This is a genomic window from Rossellomorea sp. RS05, assembly GCF_039822645.1.
GTDB classification, from domain to species: Bacteria; Bacillota; Bacilli; order Bacillales; family Bacillaceae_B; genus Rossellomorea; species Rossellomorea marisflavi_B.
The window spans coordinates 58,591-80,311 of sequence record NZ_JBDKWY010000010.1; the positions used below are offsets into that span (position 1 = coordinate 58,591).

A 21,721-nucleotide genomic window follows, 5' to 3' on the forward strand; every position below is an offset into this window, starting at 1 on the left:
ACTCCCCGCTTTATGAAAAGAGGCTATGTAAATGAATGACTATCATTTTACCGTCCAGCCGGGTGAACCGCTAAACCGCTGGGTCCACACCGATTTAACCATCGCTCCATACCAATCCGAAAAGGCCGTATTCGATCACCCTGTGAACATCACGGAAGAATATGTGCAGATCGTTTATCCCGGCAGACAGCAATTCCTGGATCAGCGTCTGAAAGAAGAGGTCCTTCTTCCTGAAACGGATTTTCACCACATCTACTTCCCTTTTGAGAATCCCCGATTAGAGTTTTCGGCTTTCATCCCTACACCACATCTCCTGAGCGTCTATGGCAGGACGTTCATCAAGCCCGACCAAGGCGGTACAATTCCGTTCACGGTCAGCACATGCGGAAGCGTCGAGATCTGGGTGAATGGTACGAAGCAACTGAGCTGGACCCCCTACACAAGGAATCTTGCTTCCCATAAAGACATCACCTTGTCCCTTGAAGAAGGCTTTAATGAAGTCATTCTCTACATGGACGACCTTGCCGAGAGGGATGTGAACTATTTCACCGAGCTCCGATATACGGGGAAGACGGCCCTTGAAGGCTACATACAGGTTCCGGCCAAAGCGGAACAAATCGAACAGGCAGAGCGCCTACTGACTTCCCTGCACTTTTCGAAAGACATCTATCGATCAGGACGATTGGAGGTCTATATGAACCGGGAAGAGGCTTCCGGCATCGAAGAGCTGTTCGTCAATGTGAACCGCAATCATCTGTTGAATCCCGTGTTCGACAGTAAAGCCGACGACGAACTGGATGCCTTTGATTTCTCTTTTAGTGTGAATCTTGATGAAAGTGGATTCCAGAAGCTCATGAGCGTAGATGAGCTGTCCTCGAACGGTCTGCTGCAGTTCGATATCGGCGTGGTGCTCCCTGGTGGAGTGCAAGTGGCGAGGAGGATGGTGGCTTCGATCCTGACGAACGACGATCCGGGTCGGTCATTCTCGGATTCGCTTACGGAACGAAAGCAGGAGGTCCTCGAATTCTTCTCTCGAAGCGAGAAGCTCGATCTGAATGCCGGCTTCAGCTTGATCCACCTGAATGGAAAAGTGGATGAACAAGCGAAGCGTCATATCAGGAGCTGCTTTGATGAAATACAGAAAAAAGGCGACTGCGCCGATTTCCGCCTGGCGCCGCTGCTTGGCTTCACCATCAAGTATCAGGACACGATCCAGGCCGACTTTCATGAGGAGCTGAAGGAGCTTGCCGTGAACTTCCGATACTGGATCGATGAGCCGGGGAACGATGTGATGTGGTACTTCAGTGAAAACCATGCCCTGCTGTTCCATGTGTCCCAGTATTTCGCCGGACATCTCTATCCCGACGCAACGTTCAGCGTGAGCGGGAGGACAGGGCGCGAGCAGCATGAGAAAGGGAAGGAACGACTGGAAGAGTGGTTTGAAGTGTTTCTGAAGTACGGCTACTCCGAGTGGAACTCGACAACCTATCTTCCGATTGACCTGATCGGATTCTTCAGCCTCTATGAATCGGCACCGGATGAGCATATACGGAAGCTTGCGAAAAAGGCATTGGATTTCACCTTCAAGATCATTGCCGTAAACCTGCACGGAAAGACGATGTCCACAACCTATGGACGGGTGTATGAACACGATCTGAAGGCGATGGAGATGGGGGAGACGGCCAATCTGGCGTTCATCACGTGGAAAAAAGGCAAGTTCAACACGGCGATGAGATGTACAACGCTCTTCTGTCTATCATCCTATGAACCGCCTAAACTAGAAGATTACTTCATCGAGGATGCTTCAAAGGCCCTCGTGACCCAGTACAAACAAGGGATCAAAGAGGTCTACACGTACAATTACAAAACATCGAGCTACTGTATGAGCTCGGCAATCCACTTCAATTCCTATCAGAAAGGCCATCAGCAGCATGCTATGAATATCGCCCTCGACCAGGATAATACCCAGATATGGATCAACCATCCCGGGGAGGCGGTATATAGCGGTGAGAACCGGCCGAGCTTCTGGGCAGGGAACGGGATCAGCCCGAACATCACCCAGTATAAGCAGTATATGTTCCTCGAGTATCGCTTGAAAGAGCCGTTCCTTCCATATATACATGCGTATCTTCCGTTCTGGAAGCTTGACGAGGTGAGGGGAGAAGGCAACTGGTTGTTTGCGAAGAAGGAGGATGCCTATATCGGGCTATATTTCAGCAATGGATACGAGCTGCAGGAGAAGGGCGCGATTGCACACCGGGAAGCCCGTTCATATGGGGCACATCACCGAGTGATCGCGACGTGTGCTTCAGAAACAGAAGTGGGTTCATTCGAGGTATTCGTGGAAGAACAGATGAACGCAACTATTTCGATCGACAGCCATCAATGGTCGTACGAAACGGAAAGAGCCGGAACGCTCCAGGTGATCGATGATCAGCTCCATGTGGACGGGAAGCCGGTAGAATACGACGCAGGCTATGAAGTCGAGGAAGAGCATATAAGCATTCCACAGTTTCAACAGTAATCACTAACACATCTTACCCTGGGACCCGCCTGCATGGCGGCCCCTGGGTACGATGTGAAGGATTGAGGGGGAAGAATGGTGAGGAGAAAAGATAAAAACCAGAAATGGGCTCTGGCCTTCGTCATTGTCAACATGGTTTTATTCACGGTATTTTTTGCCTGGCCCGGCATACTCGGCGTGTACTATTCGTTCACGGACTACACTGGGATCAGCGCTTCGTTTATCGGGCTGGACAACTATATTCAACTATTCCAGGACAAAAGCTTCTATAAATCCCTGGGAAGGACGATCCTCTATACGGCGGTCGGAGTGCCTCTTCTATATGCATTCTCCCTGCTGATATCGGTCCTCCTGGTGAGCAAGTTCACAAAGGGGAAATCTGTGGCCAAGGTCATCTTCTTCTTCCCATGGTTGATTTCCTCCATCGTGACCGGGGTCATCTTCCGCTGGTTGTTCGGAGAAAGCTTCGGGTTCGTCAACTTTCTCCTTTCACTGATCGGAATGGAGCCGGTGGGCTGGTCCTCTGACGGAAATATGGCGTTCATCCTCGTACTATTCGCCACCGTGTGGATGGGGACGGCGTTCAATATGCTCCTGATGATCTCGGCGCTCGTGAATATCCCACAATCGTACTATGAAGCAGCCGATATCGACGGTGCAAGCGGCTGGCAGAAGTTCATCCATGTGACGCTTCCAAGCCTGAAGCCGACATCCTTCATGGTCATCCTGCTGTCGGTCATCCATCTGATGAAAGAGTTTCCGATGGTGCAGGCCCTTAATAACGGGGGACCTGGTACGGATAACACATTCCTCGTCCAATATATCTATCAGACAGGATTCGACCAGCGGAATATCGGCTATGCAAGCGCGGTTTCCATGGTACTGTTCGTCATTCTCCTTCTCTTTGCAATCATTAATCTAAAGGTGGAAGAAAGGAGCAAATTATGATGAAGCGATATCGCGGCAGTACGATCCTGATGACGGCGATCATGGCCATACTGGCCATCGCCTATCTGTTCCCGGTCCTGTGGCTTTTGCTCAGTTCGTTCAAGCCGGGCAGCGAGCTCTTCAGCTTCCCGCTGAAGCTATTTCCTGAAGAATTCACCCTGGATAACTACAAATACGCATGGTCGACCATGGAGTTTACGAAATACGTGCTGAACACCTCCTTCGTCACCATCGTGGCAACCCTTTTGACCATCATGGCGAGTGCTTCCTGCGGGTACGCACTGGCGAAATACAAATACAAGTGGCTCAGCGTCTTCTTCATCTGTATCCTGGCCACGACCATGCTTCCGACAGAAGTAATCATGAATCCGACGTTCACGGTCATCCAGAAGGTCGGGTTGTACGATAATCTGTGGGGATTGATCATCCCGTCCATCAACACGGCAACCGGGATCTTCATGTTCAGGCAGTTCTTCATGACGGTACCAGATGATCTCCTCGAAGCGGCACGCATCGACGGAGCGAATGAAGGAAGGATCTTCTTCCGCCTCATGCTCCCGATCGCAAAACCAATCATCATCACGCTCGCCATCTTCTCCTTCCAGTGGAGATGGAATGACTACATCTGGCCGCTCATCGTCATAAGCGATCCAAATAAGTACACCATCCAGGTCGCCATCCGGAGCATCGTAGGAGCGGATAATATCGATTGGGTCCTTCTATTATCGGCGTCCGTCATTTCCCTCCTGCCGATGGTGCTGCTCTACGCGATCTTCCAGCGCTACATCATGGATACGGGAGCCAGTTCCGGTTTGAAAGATTAATGGGAAAGGATAGGAGATTTCCTATCTGTTAGCGAATGTAGTAAAGAATACGGCGTTACCAAAAGATACTATGCGAGGTGGAAGCAATGACACTACTGATAAAGAACGTCCAGGAAACGGTCCATAAGGTGACGGGGCAGCTATTGGATCTGAAAAGGCCCGAGAATGAATCGGAGCTTGAAGGGATCGGCGATGGAGCCAAGATCGGTTATTTTCCCAGAGACTTCGGGATGGAAGAATGGGATTGGCCACAGGGAGTCGGACTGTATGGACTGAAAAGCCTGTCGGGTCAAGACGGTTTTCCGGATTACCACACGTTTTTAAAAGAGTGGGCAGAAGATCAGAAGGAGAGGGGCCTTCCCCTCAAGAACATCAACACCACCGCCCCGCTCCTCACCCTCATGGATGTGGAGGGAACAGAGCAGCTTGCCCTGGAGTGGGCGGACTGGATCATGGAAAAGGCACCAAGGACCGAACGTGGAGGCCTTCAACACGTCACCAGCGGTGCCACCAAAAACGATTTGACGATGAATGACGGTCAGATCTGGATCGATACGCTCTTCATGGTCGTCCTCTTCCTCGGGAAGATGGGGATCAGGTACGACCGTAAAGAATGGAAGGAAGAAGCGGTGGGCCAGTTCCTCCTTCATATAGAGCTCCTGCTCAGTGAAGAGGAAGGTCTCTTCTATCACGGCTTTGATTTTAACGGTCATCACCGGTTCAGTGAAGCCTACTGGTGCCGGGGGAACAGTTGGTTCACTTTGGCAGCACCCGAATTTCTTGCTATGATGGAAGGACAGCTGGATGACGGAACGTACAATACCATTCTCAACACCTATAAGGTCCAGGTCGACACGCTTGTGGAGCTTCAGGCACAGGACGGCCTCTGGCATACGCTGCTTGATGACGAGGATTCCTACACGGAAGTATCGGGATCCTCTTCCATCGCGGCGGGCATCCTGAAAGGCATCCGCTATGGATTCCTGGACGAAACTTATCTGGATGTATGCAGGAGAGCGGTTAATTCCATTCTTAAGGAAGTCGACGATGACGGCACCGTCCTCAACGTATCGGCGGGAACGGCGATCGGGGCCGCCAAAGAGGACTATAAGAACATCATCATTGCTCCCACAGCTTATGGGCAGGCTTTGGCGATTGTACTATTTTCTGAAGTTCTTCAGCATGATAACTTAGTAGCCTGATACAGTAGGAAATAGACATCGGAGTGGGCCCTGAAAGAGGAGTTAACTATGAAAACAACAATCTATGATGTGGCAAAGGAAGCGGGCGTATCCATTGCCACCGTATCGAAAGTCATCAATAATACAGGGCGGATCAGTGAGAAGACCCGCAAGAAGGTAACGAAGATCATGGGGGATCTTGAATATCAGCCGAGCAGCGTGGCTGCAGCCCTCACGGGGAAACGGACGTTCACCATCGGCGTCCTCGTACCCGATATCGCCAACCCCTTCTTTGCAGAAATCGCCCGTGCCCTCGAGAACAACGCCAGGAAAAGCGGCTATACGATCATCCTCTGCAGCACGGATTATCAGAAAGAGCGGGAGCAAGATTATTTCGATCTGCTCATGAAGAAGCAGGTGGACGGGATGATCATCGCCACCGAACCGAAGGAGCTTCAGAAGTTCAAGAATCTGGAGAGCCGCGGCATCCCCTACATCATGTTCTCTTTCGATCATCTCGAACTCGACTCCCATGTGGTGACGACGGATGATGTGAAGGGGGGCTATCTTGCCGGGAGATACCTTCTGGACCATGGTCACCGTCATGCAGCCGTCATCACGGAGCTGCAGCGGGCGAGTGGAAAGCTCAGACTTGAAGGGTTCAAGAGGGCATTCGGAGCCGCAGGGATCGAGCTCGGATCCGATTCCGTGATTAATTCCAAGTCCACTTTCGAGGATGCGAAAAAAGCGGCAAGGAAGATCCTGAAGAAAGAAAACAGGCCATCAGCCGTTTTTGCCTCGACCGATCTGATTGCAGCCATTTTCATCAATGAAGCGCGGAAAGCAGGCGTATCGATACCAGACGAGATGTCGATCATCGGCTTCGATAACACGATCTATGCGGAAATCGCCGATCCGGGTTTGACGACGATCGCCCAGCCGATTCCAGAGCTTGCTTCCTATGCCATCGAGCAACTGATGAAATCCATCAAGGACCCTGACAGTCCCGCCCATCGAATCACACTGGCTCCCCATCTAGTCGAGAGGGATTCAGTAAAGACACTAGAGAACCATGAAGCTGACTGAATAAGTCGGCTTTCATTTAACGGAAAAGAGAAAGCGCTTAACTTAAAAGGCATACAGATAGGGAAAAGGGAGGAAGACAGAATGGAAATGACAGTGGGAATTATAGGTGCAGGCAGGATCGGAAAGATCCATGTAGAGAACTTGAGGAAGCTGAGGAATGTGAAAGTGAAGAGCGTGTCAGATGTTCAGGTGTCACACCTGCAGGACTGGGCGAAGGAGACGGGGATCGAGCATCTGACAACGGATTACCGGGAGCTCCTTGCCGATCCGGCCATCTCTGTGATTTTCATCTGTTCCCCGACGAATACCCATGCCGACCTCATACGCGAGGCAGCAGAAGCAGGGAAGCATATATTCTGCGAAAAGCCGGTCAGCTTCACTGTTGAAGAAACCGAAGCGGCACTGGCAGCGGTGAAAAGGGCGGGTGTGAAGCTCCAGGTCGGATTCAACCGCCGTTTTGACGCCAACTTCCAAAAGGTTCGTGAGCTTGTGAGCGAAGGGAAAGTCGGGACTCCGAATACCCTCCGTATCACATCAAGGGATCCGGAGCCGCCGAATGCTGCATACATCCGTACATCCGGTGGCCTGTTCATGGATATGACCATCCATGATTTCGATATGGCCAGGTACATCATGGGGAGCGAAGTAGTCGAAGTCCATGCCCACGGTGCTGTCCTTGTGGATCCTGCTATCGGGGAAGCAGGAGACATCGATACGGCCATCGTCTCCCTGAAGTTTGCCAACGGTGCCCTAGGGGTCATCGAGAACAGCCGCCGAGCTGCTTACGGATATGATCAGCGCCTTGAGGTCTTCGGAGATAAAGGAGCCGCCCAGGCTGAAAATGTAAGGGCTAACACGGTCAAACTCGCAACGGAAGATTATGTGACGACGGAAAAACCGCTCTACTTCTTCCTTGAGCGCTACACCCAAGCCTATGTGGAAGAAGTGATCGGGTTCATCCAGGCCATCGAGAATGACTCGCCGGTGTTATGCTCTGGATTTGACGGGCTGCAGGCCGAACGGATCGCCAAAGCGGCCAGAACCTCCCTTGAAACGGGCGTACCGGTCAAACTGACCCACGAAACGGTCAAAAGGAGTGAGATCGTATGAACCCACTATCGTTTCATGAAGACCGTCCCTTCGACCTGATTGCCGTCGGCCGACTGTGCATCGATCTGAATGCGAATGAAACGAACCGTCCGATGGAAGAAACGAGCACCTTCACGAAATACGTCGGGGGTTCACCTGCCAATATCGCCATCGGCTCTGCACGACTAGGCATGAAGACCGGCTTCATCGGAAAGGTATCCGACGACCAGATGGGCAGGTTCATCACCGGATACCTTGAGCGGAATGGGATCGATACAGAAGGGGTGAAGATCGACAATACCGGAGCCGTGACGGGACTTGCATTCACGGAGATCAAAAGTCCGGAAGACTGCAGCATCCTCATGTACAGGGACAATGTGGCCGACCTACTCCTTCATCCGTCCGAGGTGAGTGAAGCGTATATCAGGAAGTCCAAGGCCCTGCTCGTCTCTGGAACGGCCCTTGCCAAAAGTCCGTCCCGTGAAGCAGTATTCCTTGCCCTGGAGTATGCGGTCAAGCATGATGTCACCGTGTTCTTCGATCTCGATTACCGGCCTTACACATGGAAGGATGAAGCAGAAACGGCGGTCTATTATAACCTGGCTGCCGAGAAATGCGATTGCATCATCGGGACGCGTGAAGAATTCGACATGATGGAGAGGCTCCTGAACCGCACCGAATCGGATGATCACTACACGGCGACACGATGGTTCTCCCATCGTGCGGACATCGTCGTCATCAAGCACGGAGGAGCGGGATCGATCGCCTATACGAAAGACGGGGGTTCACACCGCAGTGGAATCTTCAGGACGAATGTACTGAAGACGTTCGGAGCGGGAGATTCTTACGCCTCCGCCTTCATCCACGGCCTGATGAAAGGAACGGATGTATCAGAAGCCATGAAGCGTGGAAGTGCATCGGCCTCGATCGTCATCTCCAGGCACAGCTGCTCCGACGCCATGCCGACAGAAGAAGAGCTTCTTGAACATATGGATTCAGCTCTATACGAAACAATCTAATACAAGATGGAAAGGGAGAGGTAGCATGACAGTGACAACCGTACGTACAGTGAAGAACTATATCGGAGGAAAGTGGATCGAATCAGCATCGGAGAATACAGAAATCGTCTATAATCCTGCCACCGGTGAAGAAATCGCCATCGTAAAGCTCAGCACGCGGGAAGAAGTGAACGAAGCGGTCGAAGTGGCTCATGAAGCGTTCAAATCATGGTCCCAGGTGCCGGTGCCAAAACGCGGGCGCATCCTGTTCAAGTATCAGCAGCTCCTGGTCGAGCATTGGGATGAACTGGCGAAGCTTGTCACGATCGAGAACGGTAAGAGCTTCGCCGAAGCACACGGGGAAGTCCTCCGCGGCATCGAATGCGTCGAGTTTGCCGCAGGGATCCCGAACCTCATGATGGGCAAGCAGCTACCTGACATCGCAGCCGGTTTGGAATCAGGCATGTACCGGTACCCGATCGGGGTCGTGGGCGGCATCACGCCGTTCAACTTCCCGATGATGGTCCCTTGCTGGATGTTCCCTCTCGCCATCGCCTGCGGGAATACATTTGTCCTCAAGCCTTCCGAACGGACCCCGCTTCTTGCGGCAAGGCTTGCCGAGCTCTTCGAGGAAGCCGGTCTACCGAGCGGCGTATTGAATATTGTCAACGGGGCCCATGATGTCGTGAACGGCTTGATCGAAGAGAAGAAGGTAAAGGCGATCTCCTTTGTCGGCTCCCAGCCGGTCGCAGAACTCGTCTACAAGAAAGGAACAGAGAATCTGAAGCGTGTGCAGGCACTGTCAGGTGCGAAGAACCATTCCATCGTCCTGAAGGATGCGAACTTGGAAGTCGCCGTATCCCAGATCACGGGAGCCGCCTTCGGTTCTGCCGGTGAACGCTGCATGGCCGCCGCAGTCGTCGCCGTAGAGGAGAGCATCGCCGACGCATTCATCGAGAAGCTGAAGCAGGCCGCAGACGACATCACGATCGGGAACGGTCTGGAAGAAGGCGTCTTCCTCGGGCCGGTCATCCGCCAGAATCATAAGGAACGCACATTGAGCTATATCGATTCCGGGATCTCACAAGGCGCGACCCTCCTCCGTGATGGCAGGAAAGACAAGGAGACGGAAGGGGAAGGATACTTCCTCGGACCGACGATCTTTGATCATGTGACGCAGGAAATGAAGATCTGGCAGGATGAAATCTTCGCCCCTGTCCTTTCCGTCGTCAGGGTGAAGGACCTTACAGATGCCATCGACCTGGCCAATGCCTCTGCGTTCGCAAACGGTGCGTGCATCTATACGGATAGTGCCTCAGCCATCCGCCAGTTCAGGGAAACGATGGATTCAGGGATGCTCGGCGTCAATATCGGAGTGCCGGCACCAATGGCGTTCTTCCCGTTCTCCGGCTACAAGGATTCTTTCTACGGTGACCTTCATGCGAATGGAACCGACGGCTTGGAATTCTATACAAGGAAGAAGATGGTCACGGCCCGTTACGTCAAATAATGGACGGGAGCGGCATTCGCCGCTTCCTTTTTTATCCTATGGAGTGAATAACAGAAGGAGGGAATCAGTATGGAAACAATCCGACTCACCACTGCACAGGCCCTAGTGAAGTTCCTGAATGCGCAGTATGTCGAGTTTGATGGCAGGAAAGAGCGATTCGTCAAAGGGGTCTTCACCATTTTCGGACATGGAAATGTCCTTGGCCTCGGGCAGGCACTCGAAGAGGATCCGGGTGAACTTGAGGTGTACCAGGGCAGGAACGAGCAAGGGATGGGCCATGCAGCCATGGCCTTCGCCAAGCAATCGAAACGGAAGCAGATCATGGCCTGCACCGCCTCGGTCGGTCCCGGTTCTGCCAATATGGTCACGTCTGCCGCCACGGCAACGGCCAACCAGATCCCGGTCCTGTACCTGCCGGGAGACGTCTTCGCCTCGCGCCAGCCCGATCCCGTCCTCCAGCAGATCGAGCAGACCCATGATCTTTCCATATCCACCAATGACGCGTTCCGTCCTGTCAGCAAGTACTGGGACCGGGTGAGCAGACCCGAGCAGCTCATGCAGGCGATGCTGAACGCCATGCGCGTCCTCACCAACCCTGCAGATACAGGAGCCGTCACGATTTCACTGCCCCAGGATGTACAGGGGGAAGCATGGGATTATCCGCAATCATTCTTCCGAAAACGGGTCCATCGCATCGAGCGTCACATGCCTTCCGTTGAGAGCGTAGCGGATGCCGTGGAATTGATCCGCTCCAAAAAGAGGCCGTTCATGATCCTCGGAGGAGGCGTCCGCTACTCTGAAGCAGCCGGGGCGTTCCTTCGATTCGCAGAAGCGTTCCGAATCCCCTTCGGTGAAACCCAGGCAGGGAAGAGCGGGGTTCCGGGCACTCACAGCCTGAATCTTGGAGGGGTGGGCGTGACCGGCAATGCGGCCGCCAACCTCCTCGCATCAAAGGCCGACCTGATCATCGGGGTAGGTACACGATTCACGGATTTCACCACGGGATCCAAGGAATTATTCCAGGAAGCAGACGTCCTCACGATTAACATCTCGGATTTCCATGCCGGTAAACTTGATGCTGTGAAGGTGGTTGCAGATGCGAAAACGGGTCTCGAAGCGATCGCTTCGGAACTGGGAGAGTATCAATCTTCCTATCAGGGAGAATTGGAAGAAGCGCGTGAACAGTGGGAAGCAGAACTTCATCGTCTTCATCATATCGAAGTCGATGCCTCGTTCACACCTGAGATTGCCGGACAGCTTGATGAGGAACTCCCTCATTATAAGGAAGCATTAAACACCAATCTTGCACAAACGACGGTCATCGGCCACGTCAATCGGTTGATCGACCAGGATGCCATAATCGTAGGGGCAGCAGGGAGCCTGCCTGGTGACCTGCAGCGCATGTGGGTGTCGAAGGAGCAAGACACCTACCACATGGAATACGGCTATTCCTGCATGGGGTATGAGATCGCCGGTGCCCTGGGCGTGAAGCTTGCCGAGCCGGGCCGTGAAGTGTATGCACTGGCCGGTGACGGGAGCTACCTCATGCTCCATACGGAATTGATTACAAGCCTGCAGGAACGCAAGAAAATCAATATCCTCCTCTTTGATAATGCCGGATTCGGCTGCATCAATAATCTGCAGATGGACAACGGGATGGGAAGCTTCGCCACTGAGTTCCGGCATCGCAATCAGGCAAGCGGCCGCATGGATGGTCCCGTCTTGACGATCGATTATGCAAAGGTCGCTGAAGGGTACGGTGCCAAAACCTATTCCGTCCGCACCCTTGAAGAGCTGGAGACGGCGATCAAGGATGCCAAGGATCAGCCGGTGAGCACGCTCATCGACATCAAAGTCCTGCCGAAGACCATGACCCATGGCTATGATTCTTGGTGGAACACAGGGGTTGCCGAAGTATCGGAAAAACAAAGCATCCGTGAAGCGTATGACCGGAATATGGCCAAACGTCAAACGGCGCGTCAGTATTGATGGGAGGAAAAGGGATGTTTAACGGAAGACAGATCAAGCTGGCCATCGCTCCGATCGGCTGGACCAACGATGACATGCCGGAGCTCGGTGGTGAGGTCACCTTTGAGCAGTGTATCAGTGAAATGGCCCTGGCCGGATTCCAGGGAAGCGAAGTGGGGAATAAATACCCCCGTAATCCGGATCAGCTGAGGAAGGCCCTTGATCTCAGGGGGCTGTCCATTGCCAGCGCTTGGTTCAGCGCACTTCTGACTACGGATGGGTATGAGCGCACTGCTGCTGAATTCACTGCCCACCGTGATTTCCTTCATGAAATGGGGGCAAAGGTCATCGTCGTCAGCGAGCAGGGGAAAAGCATCCAGGGACTGATGGATGTACCGCTATTCGATCATAAGCCGGTCTTTAGCGAGGAAGAATGGGCCCTTCTCACTGACGGGCTCAACCGACTTGGAAGGCTTGCAGCCGAAAAAGGGATGAAACTCGTTTATCACCACCATATGGGAACGGGTGTCCAGACAACAGAAGAAATCAGAAGGCTCATGGAAGGGACCGATCCCGATAAGGTGTCCCTTTTGTATGATACTGGTCACCTCGTGTTTTCAGGAGAAGATCCCCTTGTGATCCTTGAAGACTATATGGACCGGATCCATCATGTCCACCTGAAGGATGTCAGGGCGGAAGTCGTCGAGAGGGTGAAGCGGGAGAAATGGAGCTTCTTGCAGGCCGTGAAGGCAGGGGCATTCACCGTCCCCGGCGATGGAAGCATCGACTTCCGCCCTGTCTTCGAATCGATTGCTGAAGGCGCGTATGAAGGCTGGTTCGTCGTGGAAGCAGAGCAGGACCCGGCCATCGCCAACCCCCTTGAATATGCCATCAAAGCCAGGGGCTATATCAGGGAAACGGCAGGCATCTAGAACAGAAGGAGGAGAATCACCATGTATGAAAAGCTCGGAGAATTGAAGCAAGGCTACAATACCGTCACAGATATGGACTCCAAGCATCCGGATATGCTGCAGGATATCGGAGTGTACCTGCTGAGTGCCGGAGACAGGGAAACTCTGCATGACGCAGGGAAGGAAACTGCCGTGCTCCTCATGGAAGGATCCATCACCCTGGAGTGGAACGGCCACGTTGAGGACATCAGCAGGGGAAGTGTCTTCGATGAAGATCCGTGGTGCCTCCACGTCCCGAAAGGAGTCCAGGTCACCGTGACCGCCAAGGGGGAGAGCGAAGTGCTGGTGCAGAAGACCAATAACGCTGCCGACTTTGCACCGAAGTTTTATACGCCTGAGGATTGCTCGAGCACGGTGGCGGGAGAAGGCGTATGGAACGGGACCGCCGAGCGCGTGATCCGCACCATCTTCGATCACGATAACGCTCCCTACTCGAATCTCGTGATCGGCGAAGTGATTTCCTATCCAGGGAGATGGTCGAGCTACCCCCCTCATCATCACGATCAGCCCGAGGTGTACTATTACAAGTTCGACCGCCCCCAAGGATTCGGCTGCGCCATGGTCGGACCCGACGCCCGTCGCGTCGAGCACAACAGCTATATCACCATTCCCGGCAGCCTGGACCATCCACAGGCGACGGCGCCGGGTTACGCCATGTACTTCTGCTGGATGATCCGTCACCTCGACGACAATGCGTGGACGGAACGGATCATGGAAGAGGAGCATACATGGCTTTTGGAAGAAAACGCAAAGATCTGGCCGGACCGATAAATTTCTCTATATAAAAATTGTATAATCTTGTAAAATAGGACTATATCCGATTCATGGATGCAGTCCTATTTTTTTGGCTGTCGAGGTGGGAAAATGATTGATAGGAGATGAGGAGAAGATGAATAGATTGATTCTGCTTGCTTGCACACTGCTTCTATTTTTTATTTTGACCGCTTTCGAGTCTGAAAGAGAAGGAGAGTCCATCGGGCAATATGCCGAGGATCATGCCGTCCAAGACGTGCTGGATACCGTAAGATCGGAGGATCATTCCGATTTTCACTTTTCCACCAGCGAAGCCATCAAGGTAGGCCTGTTCCAGCCATCATGGAGTTACGGGGAGGCGTTCATTGATCAAGAGAGTGATGCCCTTGAACAAACAGATGAATGGTATGCTGTCGTGTATCAGGACGGCAAGCCTGTGAACGTCATGGCTGCTTCGAAGAATGAGCACGGGAAATACGCATTCATGGGTATCGGATTCGGCCAAGATCTGGCCGTTGCCCTGGACACGGTAGGGACCGAGGCAGGAAAACTGGTATACGAGTTTCCTAACGATGCCTGGTTCATGATTAACGAAGACAGCGTATATGGCCTCAATCGGCCTGCGGAGTCCCTCATAGGAAAAGAGGATTGGAGTCTCACCCGATACATGGAATATGTTCATGAGCGATATAGTGATCTCGAAGTGATTATGGAGGATGGACAGAATGCCGCTACGGGCGGGGCCGGAGCGCTTCCAGAACAAGGGGGATCGGAACGTTCCGGTCTCGTATATGTCGGACTGGGCATCCTGATCATGGCGGGAGTCGTGATGATGTATAGAATGATGAGGAAAAGATCCTCTGAATCTTATAAGTCTTATGAAAAACGTTGAAACTGGAGGAAGCATATGACGACCCAATGGCAAGAAATCACCATCATCAGCGGAGAGGAAATCGATCTCCATCTCGTAAAAACTGTACCAGGCAACCCGGCGAAGAATTGGGTCCCGGCCTATCACTTCAACATGGCTCTGAAGGGTTCCGACACGCCGATAGGGGTCATCGATCTCCGAATCGGCCATAACGAGAACCTCTACTATGGAGGGCATATCGGCTATGCCGTCCATTCCGAGCATCGGGGCCATCACTATGCAGGGAAGGCGGTGCTCCTGTTGAAGGAACTTGCACTCGCACACGGGATGGAAAAGGTGACGATCACCTGCAACCCCGACAACCTCCCGTCCAGGAAGACGTGTGAATATGTGGGAGCGGAGCTGAAGGGAATCGTAGCTGTCCCTCCCCATAATGATCTGTACCAGCGCGGGGAAAAGGAAAAATGCATCTATGAGTTAGTTTGGTAGAATAATAGGCAATCAATTCGTTCAAACGTTTGTTTAATTTCAATTGTAGGGAGAGCATGCATTATGAAGAAAACCGTCATCTTTGATATGGACGGAACATTATTCCAGACAAATAAAATCCTCGAGGCGTCCCTCGTGGATACGTTCGATCATCTCGCCTGTGCCGGCAAATGGCAAGGGGCCGTTCCTTTGAAAGAGTATCAGGATATCATGGGGGTCCCCCTCCCGAAAGTATGGGAGACGTTGATGCCCGATCATTCAGAAGGGGATCGCCATGAAACGGATCGGTACTTCCTTGAGAGCCTGATCGCTAACATTCACGGGGGAAAAGGCGCGCTCTATCCAAACGTGACCGAGCTTTTTGAACGATTGGGCGCAGAGGGCTGTACCATTTACATAGCCAGTAATGGGTTGAAAAGGTATCTGGCCGCCATCGTTGACCACTATAAGCTCGACCGTTGGGTTGCAGGAGTCTTCAGCATCGAGGAGATCGACTCCCTGAATAAATCCGACCTTGTCGGAGCCATCCTGGCAGAAGCGGGGGATGGACCTGCCGTGATGGTCGGGGACCGCCTGTCCGATTTCAACGCAGGGCGCGATAACAACATCCCGTCCATCGGCTGCCGGTTCGACTTTGCCCGTGAGGAAGAACTGGCATGTGCCGACTATGTCATCGATGATCTGTTGGATGTAGTGGAGATCATGAACAAGGCTGAGTATATAACAGAGTAATAGGAGGATCCTGATTCTGAATGAATCGGGATCTTTTTTTGTTTATCCGACATCCCCCTGACACATTCGCTCCCTACAATACAACTATAGACCAAGCGAAAGGAGGAACGAATATGAGTCAAATCGGAAGAAAAGAACTGAAATTCGCCATTTCCATCCCGAAATATCACATCCTGATCCATAAGCTCAAGTGGCTGATGACGAGGGACGAGAATGCGGGAAGGGACGGCAAGTACCATATACGAAGTGCTTATTTCGATAATATGGACGACCGGATCCTGACGGAGAAGAAGGAAGGCTACCTGAACCGTGATAAGTACCGGGTGAGGATCTACAACCTCTCCACGTCCGTAATCCACCTTGAGCGGAAGAGTAAGCGGAACAATCAGACGTTCAAAACAAAATGCCCGCTGACCCGGAAGGAATATGAAGCCATCCGCCGGGGAGAAACGGAGTGGATGGAGGACGACGTGAGACCCCTCATCCGCGATCTGTATGGGGAGATGAAGAGACGGCTGATCAAGCCGGTGGCGGTCGTCGACTATGAGCGTGAAGCCTTCACCTATCCGTATGGAAACGTCAGGATCACCTTTGATCAGAACATCCGCACGAGCCTGAGGAATACGGCGATGTTCGACCGGAACCTGCCCATGGTACCGGTCATGGAAGAGCCCCTCATCATCCTTGAGGTGAAGTTCGATGAATATCTTCCGGATATGATCAAATATGCCCTGCAGGCAGTGGATACAAGAACGGAAGCCTACTCGAAGTATCAGCTCAGCAGGATGTTCGGATAAACCAAAAATAGAATAAGAAAGATGAGGTACACAAACGTGAATGAACAAATCAATTTCAGTGATATTTTTAAATCCAGTTTCATCGAGAAGACGACGTCGTTCAGTCTGACCGACTCCATCATCGGTCTCGTCGTAGCTTTCTTGATCGGCCTTTTCATCTATGTTGTTTATAAGAAGACATTCAATGGGGTCATCTATTCCCATTCTTTCAATATTTCCTTACTCATCATGACGATGGCGACGGCCCTTGTAATCATGGGGATCTCGAATAACGTCCTCTTGTCCCTTGGTATGGTCGGTGCCCTATCCATCGTCCGGTTCAGGACACCGATCAAGGATCCCATGGATCTGGTCTACATCTTCTGGTCCATCGTGTCAGGAATCCTGTGCGGAGCAGGGTTCATCCCTCTTGTTGTCATCGGTTCTGTCCTGATCGGGATCGTGCTCCTTGTGTTTGTGAACAAAATGACAGTTGAAAACCCGTTCCTGCTGATCGTGAAGGCAGGCGGTGGAAGCAGCAGTGAAGCAATCGAAGCAGAACTCAAAAAGCTGACGTCACGCTATCAGCTGAAATCTCAATCCTTCATGGGAAGCGACGAAATGGAAACGACGTATGAAGTCCGCATGAAAACAGGCGAATCGGCCATGCTTGCTGAATTGAAGGCATTGCCGGGAATCAAATCCGCCGTCATGGTGAGCTATGATGGAAACTTCACTGCATAGGAGGTGGAGGGAATGATCGGGAAAAAGATGGTGGCTGTGGTCTTTGCCCTCCTCATGCTTACCTTCGTGGCAAGCGTATATGTCCTTCCTGCCGTCGGACTCGAGGAGAAGGATACGTCCACCTCCTATAAACAGACAGTCTTTAATGAAAGCAAGGTAGGGCGCGTCGATATCGAAATCGATGAAGACGACTGGGACGATCTTGTGGAAAACGCAACCAAGGAGGAATATAAGCGGGCGACCGTGACCGTCAACGGCAAAAAGGTGAGCGATGTGGCCATCAGGGCGAAGGGGAATTCTTCCCTGACGTCCGTTGCCAATAGTGACTCTGACCGGTACAGCCTGAAGATCGATTTCGATCATTATGACAGCTCTCAAAGCCTGTATGGCCTCAAGAAATTGAATTTGAACAATAACTATAGTGACTCGACGCAGATGAGGGAATTTGTTTCCTATGAAATGATGGAAGAGATGGGGATTGCAACGCCTGCCCACTCTTATATGTATGTGACCATCAACGGTGAAGACTACGGGCTTCTCCTTGGAGTCGAACAGGTGGATGAAACATTCCTCGCAAGCGAGTTCGAATCCAATGACGGGTTCCTGTTCAAGCCGGACGGGGTCGGTTCCGATCTCAAATGGATCAGTGATGATCTAGACGATTACACGGGTGTCGAGCTGAAAACGAACGAGTCCAACAAAGATCAGTCGACCTTCACCGATATGCTTGATGCCATCAACAACGGCGGTGACCTTCAGGAGTATCTCGATGTTGATGAAATGCTCCGCTATTTTGCCGTCAATACAGCGCTCGTCAACCTTGATAGCTATCAGGGGCAGATGAAGCACAACTATTATCTCTATGAAGAGGATGGGACCTTCTCCATTATCCCTTGGGATTATAATATGTCCTTCGGAGGCTTCGGCGTCGGAATGGGCGGAAGAGGCAATGAGGGAGAGAACGACCTAGTGGATGGGGAACAGGCTGAAGAGCCTGGCAACCAAGCTGCCGATCAGAACGGTGCTCCTCAAGGGAAAGATGGGAACGACAAGCGAGGCATGGGTGGGGGGATGATGACGAGTCAGCTCATCACCGACTCTGCCATCGACTTCAGTGTGAGCGAACCCGTTGCCAATACGACCCTTGAAGAACGTCCACTGCTCAATGCCCTCCTTTCCAACTCAGAGTACAAGGAGAAATACGAAGAGTACTTGAAGACATTTGCCGAGGAGATCTTCACAGAGGAGCGCGTATCCGAGATCACGAACAATTTGGCGTCGATCCTCACTACTTATGTCGAGAGCGACCCGACCAAGTTCTTCACAACGGATGAATTCTTGAAAGGCGTTTCCGGCGACGAAAGCCTGGCAGAATTCACAAAGCTGAGGTCCGAGTCGATCCTTGAGCAACTTTCCGGCGAACGGACGGTTGAGAGCCAGGCAGGATCCAGCAGTCAGGGGCAAGGAGCGCCGAATGGCGGGCAGGGTAATCGAGCAGCAGGAAATCAGCAGGATGCGAACCAAGAGAATCCCGCGGCTGATGACAATGCCCCCCAAAATGGAGCGCCGGTAGGAAATGAACAGGACGGTGCACAGGCTCCTCCGGCCCAAGGGGGGCAAAATGGTGCTCCTCCTGATGCAGGGAACGGCCGACAGGGAGAGCCACCTGAAGGGTTCGATCCCGCCGATAGACCTGATGGATTCAACCCCGGGGATGGTCCCGGGGGAGGAGGACCACAAGGGAACGGAGCACAGGAAGAAGCCGTTGATTCGACGGCGGCCCTCACAGTGAGCGTAGTCTCCGTAGCCGTTCTCCTGCTTGGCCTCGGTGTAGCATGGCGTTTTAGAAGAAGACGCGGCTTTCGTTGAGTCCATGACAAGCAATATCCTTTACCGTCTCGTCCGAAACCCGTATAATTAAAAGAATAAACTATTCGCGATGACACCTATACTAAGTAACCGGATAGCCCTCTGCGGCTCTGGTTACTTTTTTGTTAGGGTGGGTACGATAAAAATGGATTATAATCGCAGGACGAGTAAAGGGTTTGATGACAATGAGACAACTACATCGACAACATATATGGCTTGGACGCTTCCTCGCTTCCGATCCCGGGAGGAAAAGGCTGGAACAAGCAGGGAAAGCGACTCTTAGTCTCATGACAGCTGTTTTTATCACGTTAATTCTATTAAAGATGAATCAACATCCATCCATAACCCCAGCCATCATATCAGGAATGATGGGGATGTTCGGGATTGTTATCGTATTGGATGGTACAAAAAATAAAAAGAAGGTCACACTTCTTTGGATTGCCGTGTCAGTCGCTACAGGCGTTACGCTTGGGTCGCTTTTAAGTCCATATCCATACGCAGTTAATGTTCTTCTGGTCGCGGCAATGTTCAGTGCCTTCTATTTCACTCGCTACGCCATCAGATACTTCTCGATTGGGATGGCATCCTTTATGTCCATTTATTTTTCTTCTGTTCTTAAGCTAGATGTCTCTCAACTTGCCTGGTTCTACATCGGAATTGCAATAGGTGCAACAAGTGCTTATTTCTACCAGTTCCTATTGTTTAAAAGCTCTTCCCAAGTCTTGAAAAGAAGTCTGATTTCATTTCATATTCAATCGAATGTAACGTTTACGATTCTTCTTAAGGCGATGGAAGACCCAGCTAGCAATGAGAAAAGAAGGAAGAAACTGGATCGTAATGTGAGGAAATTGAACGAGTATGCGAGGACGCTTTCAGTTGATATGAACGAAGGAGATCTGAAGGACCTGTGGCCGGGAATGGAAGTGTCTGAGCTGCGTCTTTATGTATTTGATGCCGCCATGCTGATTCAGACCCTTTCGGATTCACTGAAGAAACTCAAGGAATTGAACGTATTTGAACAGGATGAGATACGAGAAGTCCTGATACGTGTCATCCGTTCTCTAAGAGATGCGGATGTACTCGCTGAAAACTACGAACCTAAAACGCTCGAAGAAACAGAAAAGGCCCTTCAGCAGTTACGATTGATGTTAATGAAAGTGATGACGGAAGAGAAAGACCCTCCTCGCTGGATTTACTTGCTTCGAAGGATCGAGTCGATTTCTAACCATGTCTTGCGGGCTGCCCTTTCCCTCCAGCAGGCATTGAAGGGTAAGAAAGAAAGTGTTCCTCGGGAAGAAATTGAATGCGAAAAAGAAGAGAAAAAAGATAAGCCAGAATTAAAGGGACTGAAATCATCTACGAGAAAGGGAATTCAAGCCTTGTTTGCCGGAGGTTTGGCTATTCTGGCAGGGGAATTGATTGCACCAGCACAGCCATACTGGGTTCTGTTGACCACGTTCATCGTCCAGATGGGGACCGAAACGGTTGGTAGGACGTACTTAAAGGCATTTCAGCGTTCAATCGGTACGGTGATTGGGGCCTTGCTTGGTTTTGGTCTAGCCAACCTCGTTTCGGGGGTAAGACCCCTGGAAGTAGTACTCCTCTTCATGGCACTCTTTTTTTCCTATTATTTATTTTCCGTTTCTTATACGATGATGAGTTTGTTTATTACCATGTTGATTGCCTTCATGTATGACATCCTACTTGGAGGGATTTCATTTGGACTTATGGGTGCAAGGGTACTTGATACGATTATAGGAGCCTTCATTGCCCTTCTTGTATCTGCGCTCATCTTCCCTAAGAAAACGAAGTCCAAGGTGACGGATACGTTTGATGATTTTTTTGATGAACTTAGTGAATATGTCGAATCGTATCTGGACTCATTCCTGAAAGAAAAGAAAAAGCCATTGACGGTCAGGGCATTCGATCTTGATCAAAAAGTCCAGACCATTAAGGATGAGGCGCAATCGATTCTCCAGCGACCTGGTGCAATGACAAAGACCGACCTTGGTCGTTGGCTCACGGTTGTCACAGCCATCAATTACTATGCGAAGCACCTTCTTGCTTCCTCACACCGAAGGAATGAGCCGTTTCCAGAAGAGCTGCAAAAGGGGATTGTAACCATTGGGGACAAACTGACACAAAATATTGAATCGGTCCGGTCCATGATGAAAGATCCATCTGTCCATCATGACCTGTGGAGTCTTGCCGATGAACGCAGAGATATTGAAACACAGGCTCCTGACCGATTGAAGTCCCATATTGATGTGATCCATCATGTGTATTATGTATGGAAGATAAACCAGTCCATAGTGGCTCTTGGGGAAGAGCTTGGTGGGAGCATCAGGGACAAAGACAAAGGCTCGGATATAGCATAAAAACCCTGAA

The 21,721-nt window shown here is 51.5% G+C and carries 18 protein-coding genes; all 18 read left to right on the plus strand.

The annotated features are described in order from the left end of the window. The first annotated feature begins 31 nt into the window (after window positions 1-31). The 18 genes from ABJ225_RS19705 to ABJ225_RS19790 all read left to right on the plus strand — a co-directional run bounded on the left by ABJ225_RS19705 (window position 32) and on the right by ABJ225_RS19790 (window position 21,711). On the plus strand, window positions 32-2,524 hold the full coding sequence (locus ABJ225_RS19705; protein ID WP_347321413.1) for a hypothetical protein: 2,493 nt from the start codon (window positions 32-34) through the stop codon (window positions 2,522-2,524). Window positions 2,525-2,602: 78 nt separating this feature from the next. Continuing rightward, window positions 2,603-3,472 (plus strand): carbohydrate ABC transporter permease, encoded by an 870-nt coding sequence (locus ABJ225_RS19710; protein WP_231888716.1) that lies wholly within the window; start codon window positions 2,603-2,605, stop codon window positions 3,470-3,472. Then, window positions 3,472-4,296, plus strand: coding sequence for a carbohydrate ABC transporter permease (locus tag ABJ225_RS19715; RefSeq protein ID WP_197082315.1), 825 nt, complete (start codon window positions 3,472-3,474; stop codon window positions 4,294-4,296). Before ABJ225_RS19710 ends, ABJ225_RS19715 begins: the two co-directional genes overlap by 1 nt. Window positions 4,297-4,382: 86 nt before the next feature. After that, entirely contained in the window at window positions 4,383-5,498 is a 1,116-nt protein-coding gene (locus ABJ225_RS19720) for a glycoside hydrolase family 88/105 protein (RefSeq protein ID WP_347321414.1), read from the plus strand. Between the two features lie 48 nt (window positions 5,499-5,546). After that, entirely contained in the window at window positions 5,547-6,563 is a 1,017-nt protein-coding gene (locus ABJ225_RS19725) for a LacI family DNA-binding transcriptional regulator (protein ID WP_347321415.1), read from the plus strand. Window positions 6,564-6,644: 81 nt separating this feature from the next. Beyond that, entirely contained in the window at window positions 6,645-7,673 is a 1,029-nt protein-coding gene (gene iolG / locus ABJ225_RS19730) for an inositol 2-dehydrogenase (protein WP_347321416.1), read from the plus strand. Beyond that, window positions 7,670-8,671 (plus strand): 5-dehydro-2-deoxygluconokinase, encoded by a 1,002-nt coding sequence (gene iolC, locus ABJ225_RS19735; RefSeq protein WP_347321417.1) that lies wholly within the window; start codon window positions 7,670-7,672, stop codon window positions 8,669-8,671. The genes iolG and iolC overlap by 4 nt, the downstream gene beginning before the upstream one ends. A gap of 25 nt (window positions 8,672-8,696) precedes the next feature. Then, window positions 8,697-10,160, plus strand: a complete 1,464-nt coding sequence (locus tag ABJ225_RS19740) for a CoA-acylating methylmalonate-semialdehyde dehydrogenase (protein ID WP_347321418.1) — start codon at window positions 8,697-8,699, stop codon at window positions 10,158-10,160. A 69-nt stretch (window positions 10,161-10,229) separates the two neighbouring features. After that, entirely contained in the window at window positions 10,230-12,149 is a 1,920-nt protein-coding gene (gene iolD / locus ABJ225_RS19745; RefSeq protein ID WP_347321419.1) for a 3D-(3,5/4)-trihydroxycyclohexane-1,2-dione acylhydrolase (decyclizing), read from the plus strand. A gap of 14 nt (window positions 12,150-12,163) precedes the next feature. Next, window positions 12,164-13,060 (plus strand): myo-inosose-2 dehydratase, encoded by an 897-nt coding sequence (gene iolE / locus ABJ225_RS19750; protein ID WP_347321420.1) that lies wholly within the window; start codon window positions 12,164-12,166, stop codon window positions 13,058-13,060. Between the two features lie 21 nt (window positions 13,061-13,081). Next, window positions 13,082-13,870 carry a 5-deoxy-glucuronate isomerase gene (locus ABJ225_RS19755; RefSeq protein WP_347321421.1) on the plus strand — a complete coding sequence of 263 codons (789 nt, stop codon included), beginning with the start codon at window positions 13,082-13,084 and terminating at the stop codon, window positions 13,868-13,870. 118 nt (window positions 13,871-13,988) lie between these two features. Next, the gene (locus tag ABJ225_RS19760; RefSeq protein WP_347321422.1) at window positions 13,989-14,744 is read left to right on the plus strand and encodes a hypothetical protein; all 756 of its coding nucleotides are present in this window, start codon (window positions 13,989-13,991) and stop codon (window positions 14,742-14,744) included. A 15-nt stretch (window positions 14,745-14,759) separates the two neighbouring features. Then, window positions 14,760-15,212, plus strand: coding sequence for a GNAT family N-acetyltransferase (locus ABJ225_RS19765; protein ID WP_347321423.1), 453 nt, complete (start codon window positions 14,760-14,762; stop codon window positions 15,210-15,212). Window positions 15,213-15,275: 63 nt separating this feature from the next. After that, complete coding sequence (locus ABJ225_RS19770) at window positions 15,276-15,944, plus strand: HAD family hydrolase (protein ID WP_347321424.1); 669 nt, start codon at window positions 15,276-15,278, stop codon at window positions 15,942-15,944. Between the two features lie 113 nt (window positions 15,945-16,057). Next, window positions 16,058-16,741, plus strand: coding sequence for a polyphosphate polymerase domain-containing protein (locus ABJ225_RS19775; protein ID WP_347321425.1), 684 nt, complete (start codon window positions 16,058-16,060; stop codon window positions 16,739-16,741). Window positions 16,742-16,762: 21 nt separating this feature from the next. After that, window positions 16,763-17,464 carry a DUF4956 domain-containing protein gene (locus tag ABJ225_RS19780; RefSeq protein WP_048007268.1) on the plus strand — a complete coding sequence of 234 codons (702 nt, stop codon included), beginning with the start codon at window positions 16,763-16,765 and terminating at the stop codon, window positions 17,462-17,464. A gap of 12 nt (window positions 17,465-17,476) precedes the next feature. Further along, the gene (locus tag ABJ225_RS19785; protein ID WP_347321426.1) at window positions 17,477-19,333 is read left to right on the plus strand and encodes a CotH kinase family protein; all 1,857 of its coding nucleotides are present in this window, start codon (window positions 17,477-17,479) and stop codon (window positions 19,331-19,333) included. 185 nt (window positions 19,334-19,518) lie between these two features. Further along, window positions 19,519-21,711 (plus strand): FUSC family protein, encoded by a 2,193-nt coding sequence (locus ABJ225_RS19790; protein ID WP_347321427.1) that lies wholly within the window; start codon window positions 19,519-19,521, stop codon window positions 21,709-21,711. Window positions 21,712-21,721: the final 10 nt, after the last annotated feature.

Excerpts from the sequence above, each read along its gene's own strand:
- ABJ225_RS19715 (WP_197082315.1), top strand. The coding sequence starts at position 3,472 with ATGAAGCGATATCGCGGCAGTACGATCCTGATGACGGCGATCATGGCC.
- ABJ225_RS19775 (WP_347321425.1), top strand. The coding sequence starts at position 16,058 with ATGAGTCAAATCGGAAGAAAAGAACTGAAATTCGCCATTTCCATCCCG.
- iolD (WP_347321419.1), top strand. The coding sequence starts at position 10,230 with ATGGAAACAATCCGACTCACCACTGCACAGGCCCTAGTGAAGTTCCTG.
- ABJ225_RS19760 (WP_347321422.1), top strand. The coding sequence starts at position 13,989 with ATGAATAGATTGATTCTGCTTGCTTGCACACTGCTTCTATTTTTTATT.
- iolE (WP_347321420.1), top strand. The coding sequence starts at position 12,164 with ATGTTTAACGGAAGACAGATCAAGCTGGCCATCGCTCCGATCGGCTGG.
- ABJ225_RS19740 (WP_347321418.1), top strand. The coding sequence starts at position 8,697 with ATGACAGTGACAACCGTACGTACAGTGAAGAACTATATCGGAGGAAAG.
- iolC (WP_347321417.1), top strand. The coding sequence starts at position 7,670 with ATGAACCCACTATCGTTTCATGAAGACCGTCCCTTCGACCTGATTGCC.
- ABJ225_RS19705 (WP_347321413.1), top strand. The coding sequence starts at position 32 with ATGAATGACTATCATTTTACCGTCCAGCCGGGTGAACCGCTAAACCGC.
- ABJ225_RS19755 (WP_347321421.1), top strand. The coding sequence starts at position 13,082 with ATGTATGAAAAGCTCGGAGAATTGAAGCAAGGCTACAATACCGTCACA.
- ABJ225_RS19790 (WP_347321427.1), top strand. The coding sequence starts at position 19,519 with ATGAGACAACTACATCGACAACATATATGGCTTGGACGCTTCCTCGCT.
- iolG (WP_347321416.1), top strand. The coding sequence starts at position 6,645 with ATGGAAATGACAGTGGGAATTATAGGTGCAGGCAGGATCGGAAAGATC.
- ABJ225_RS19720 (WP_347321414.1), top strand. The coding sequence starts at position 4,383 with ATGACACTACTGATAAAGAACGTCCAGGAAACGGTCCATAAGGTGACG.
- ABJ225_RS19770 (WP_347321424.1), top strand. The coding sequence starts at position 15,276 with ATGAAGAAAACCGTCATCTTTGATATGGACGGAACATTATTCCAGACA.
- ABJ225_RS19725 (WP_347321415.1), top strand. The coding sequence starts at position 5,547 with ATGAAAACAACAATCTATGATGTGGCAAAGGAAGCGGGCGTATCCATT.
- ABJ225_RS19780 (WP_048007268.1), top strand. The coding sequence starts at position 16,763 with ATGAGGTACACAAACGTGAATGAACAAATCAATTTCAGTGATATTTTT.
- ABJ225_RS19785 (WP_347321426.1), top strand. The coding sequence starts at position 17,477 with ATGATCGGGAAAAAGATGGTGGCTGTGGTCTTTGCCCTCCTCATGCTT.
- ABJ225_RS19765 (WP_347321423.1), top strand. The coding sequence starts at position 14,760 with ATGACGACCCAATGGCAAGAAATCACCATCATCAGCGGAGAGGAAATC.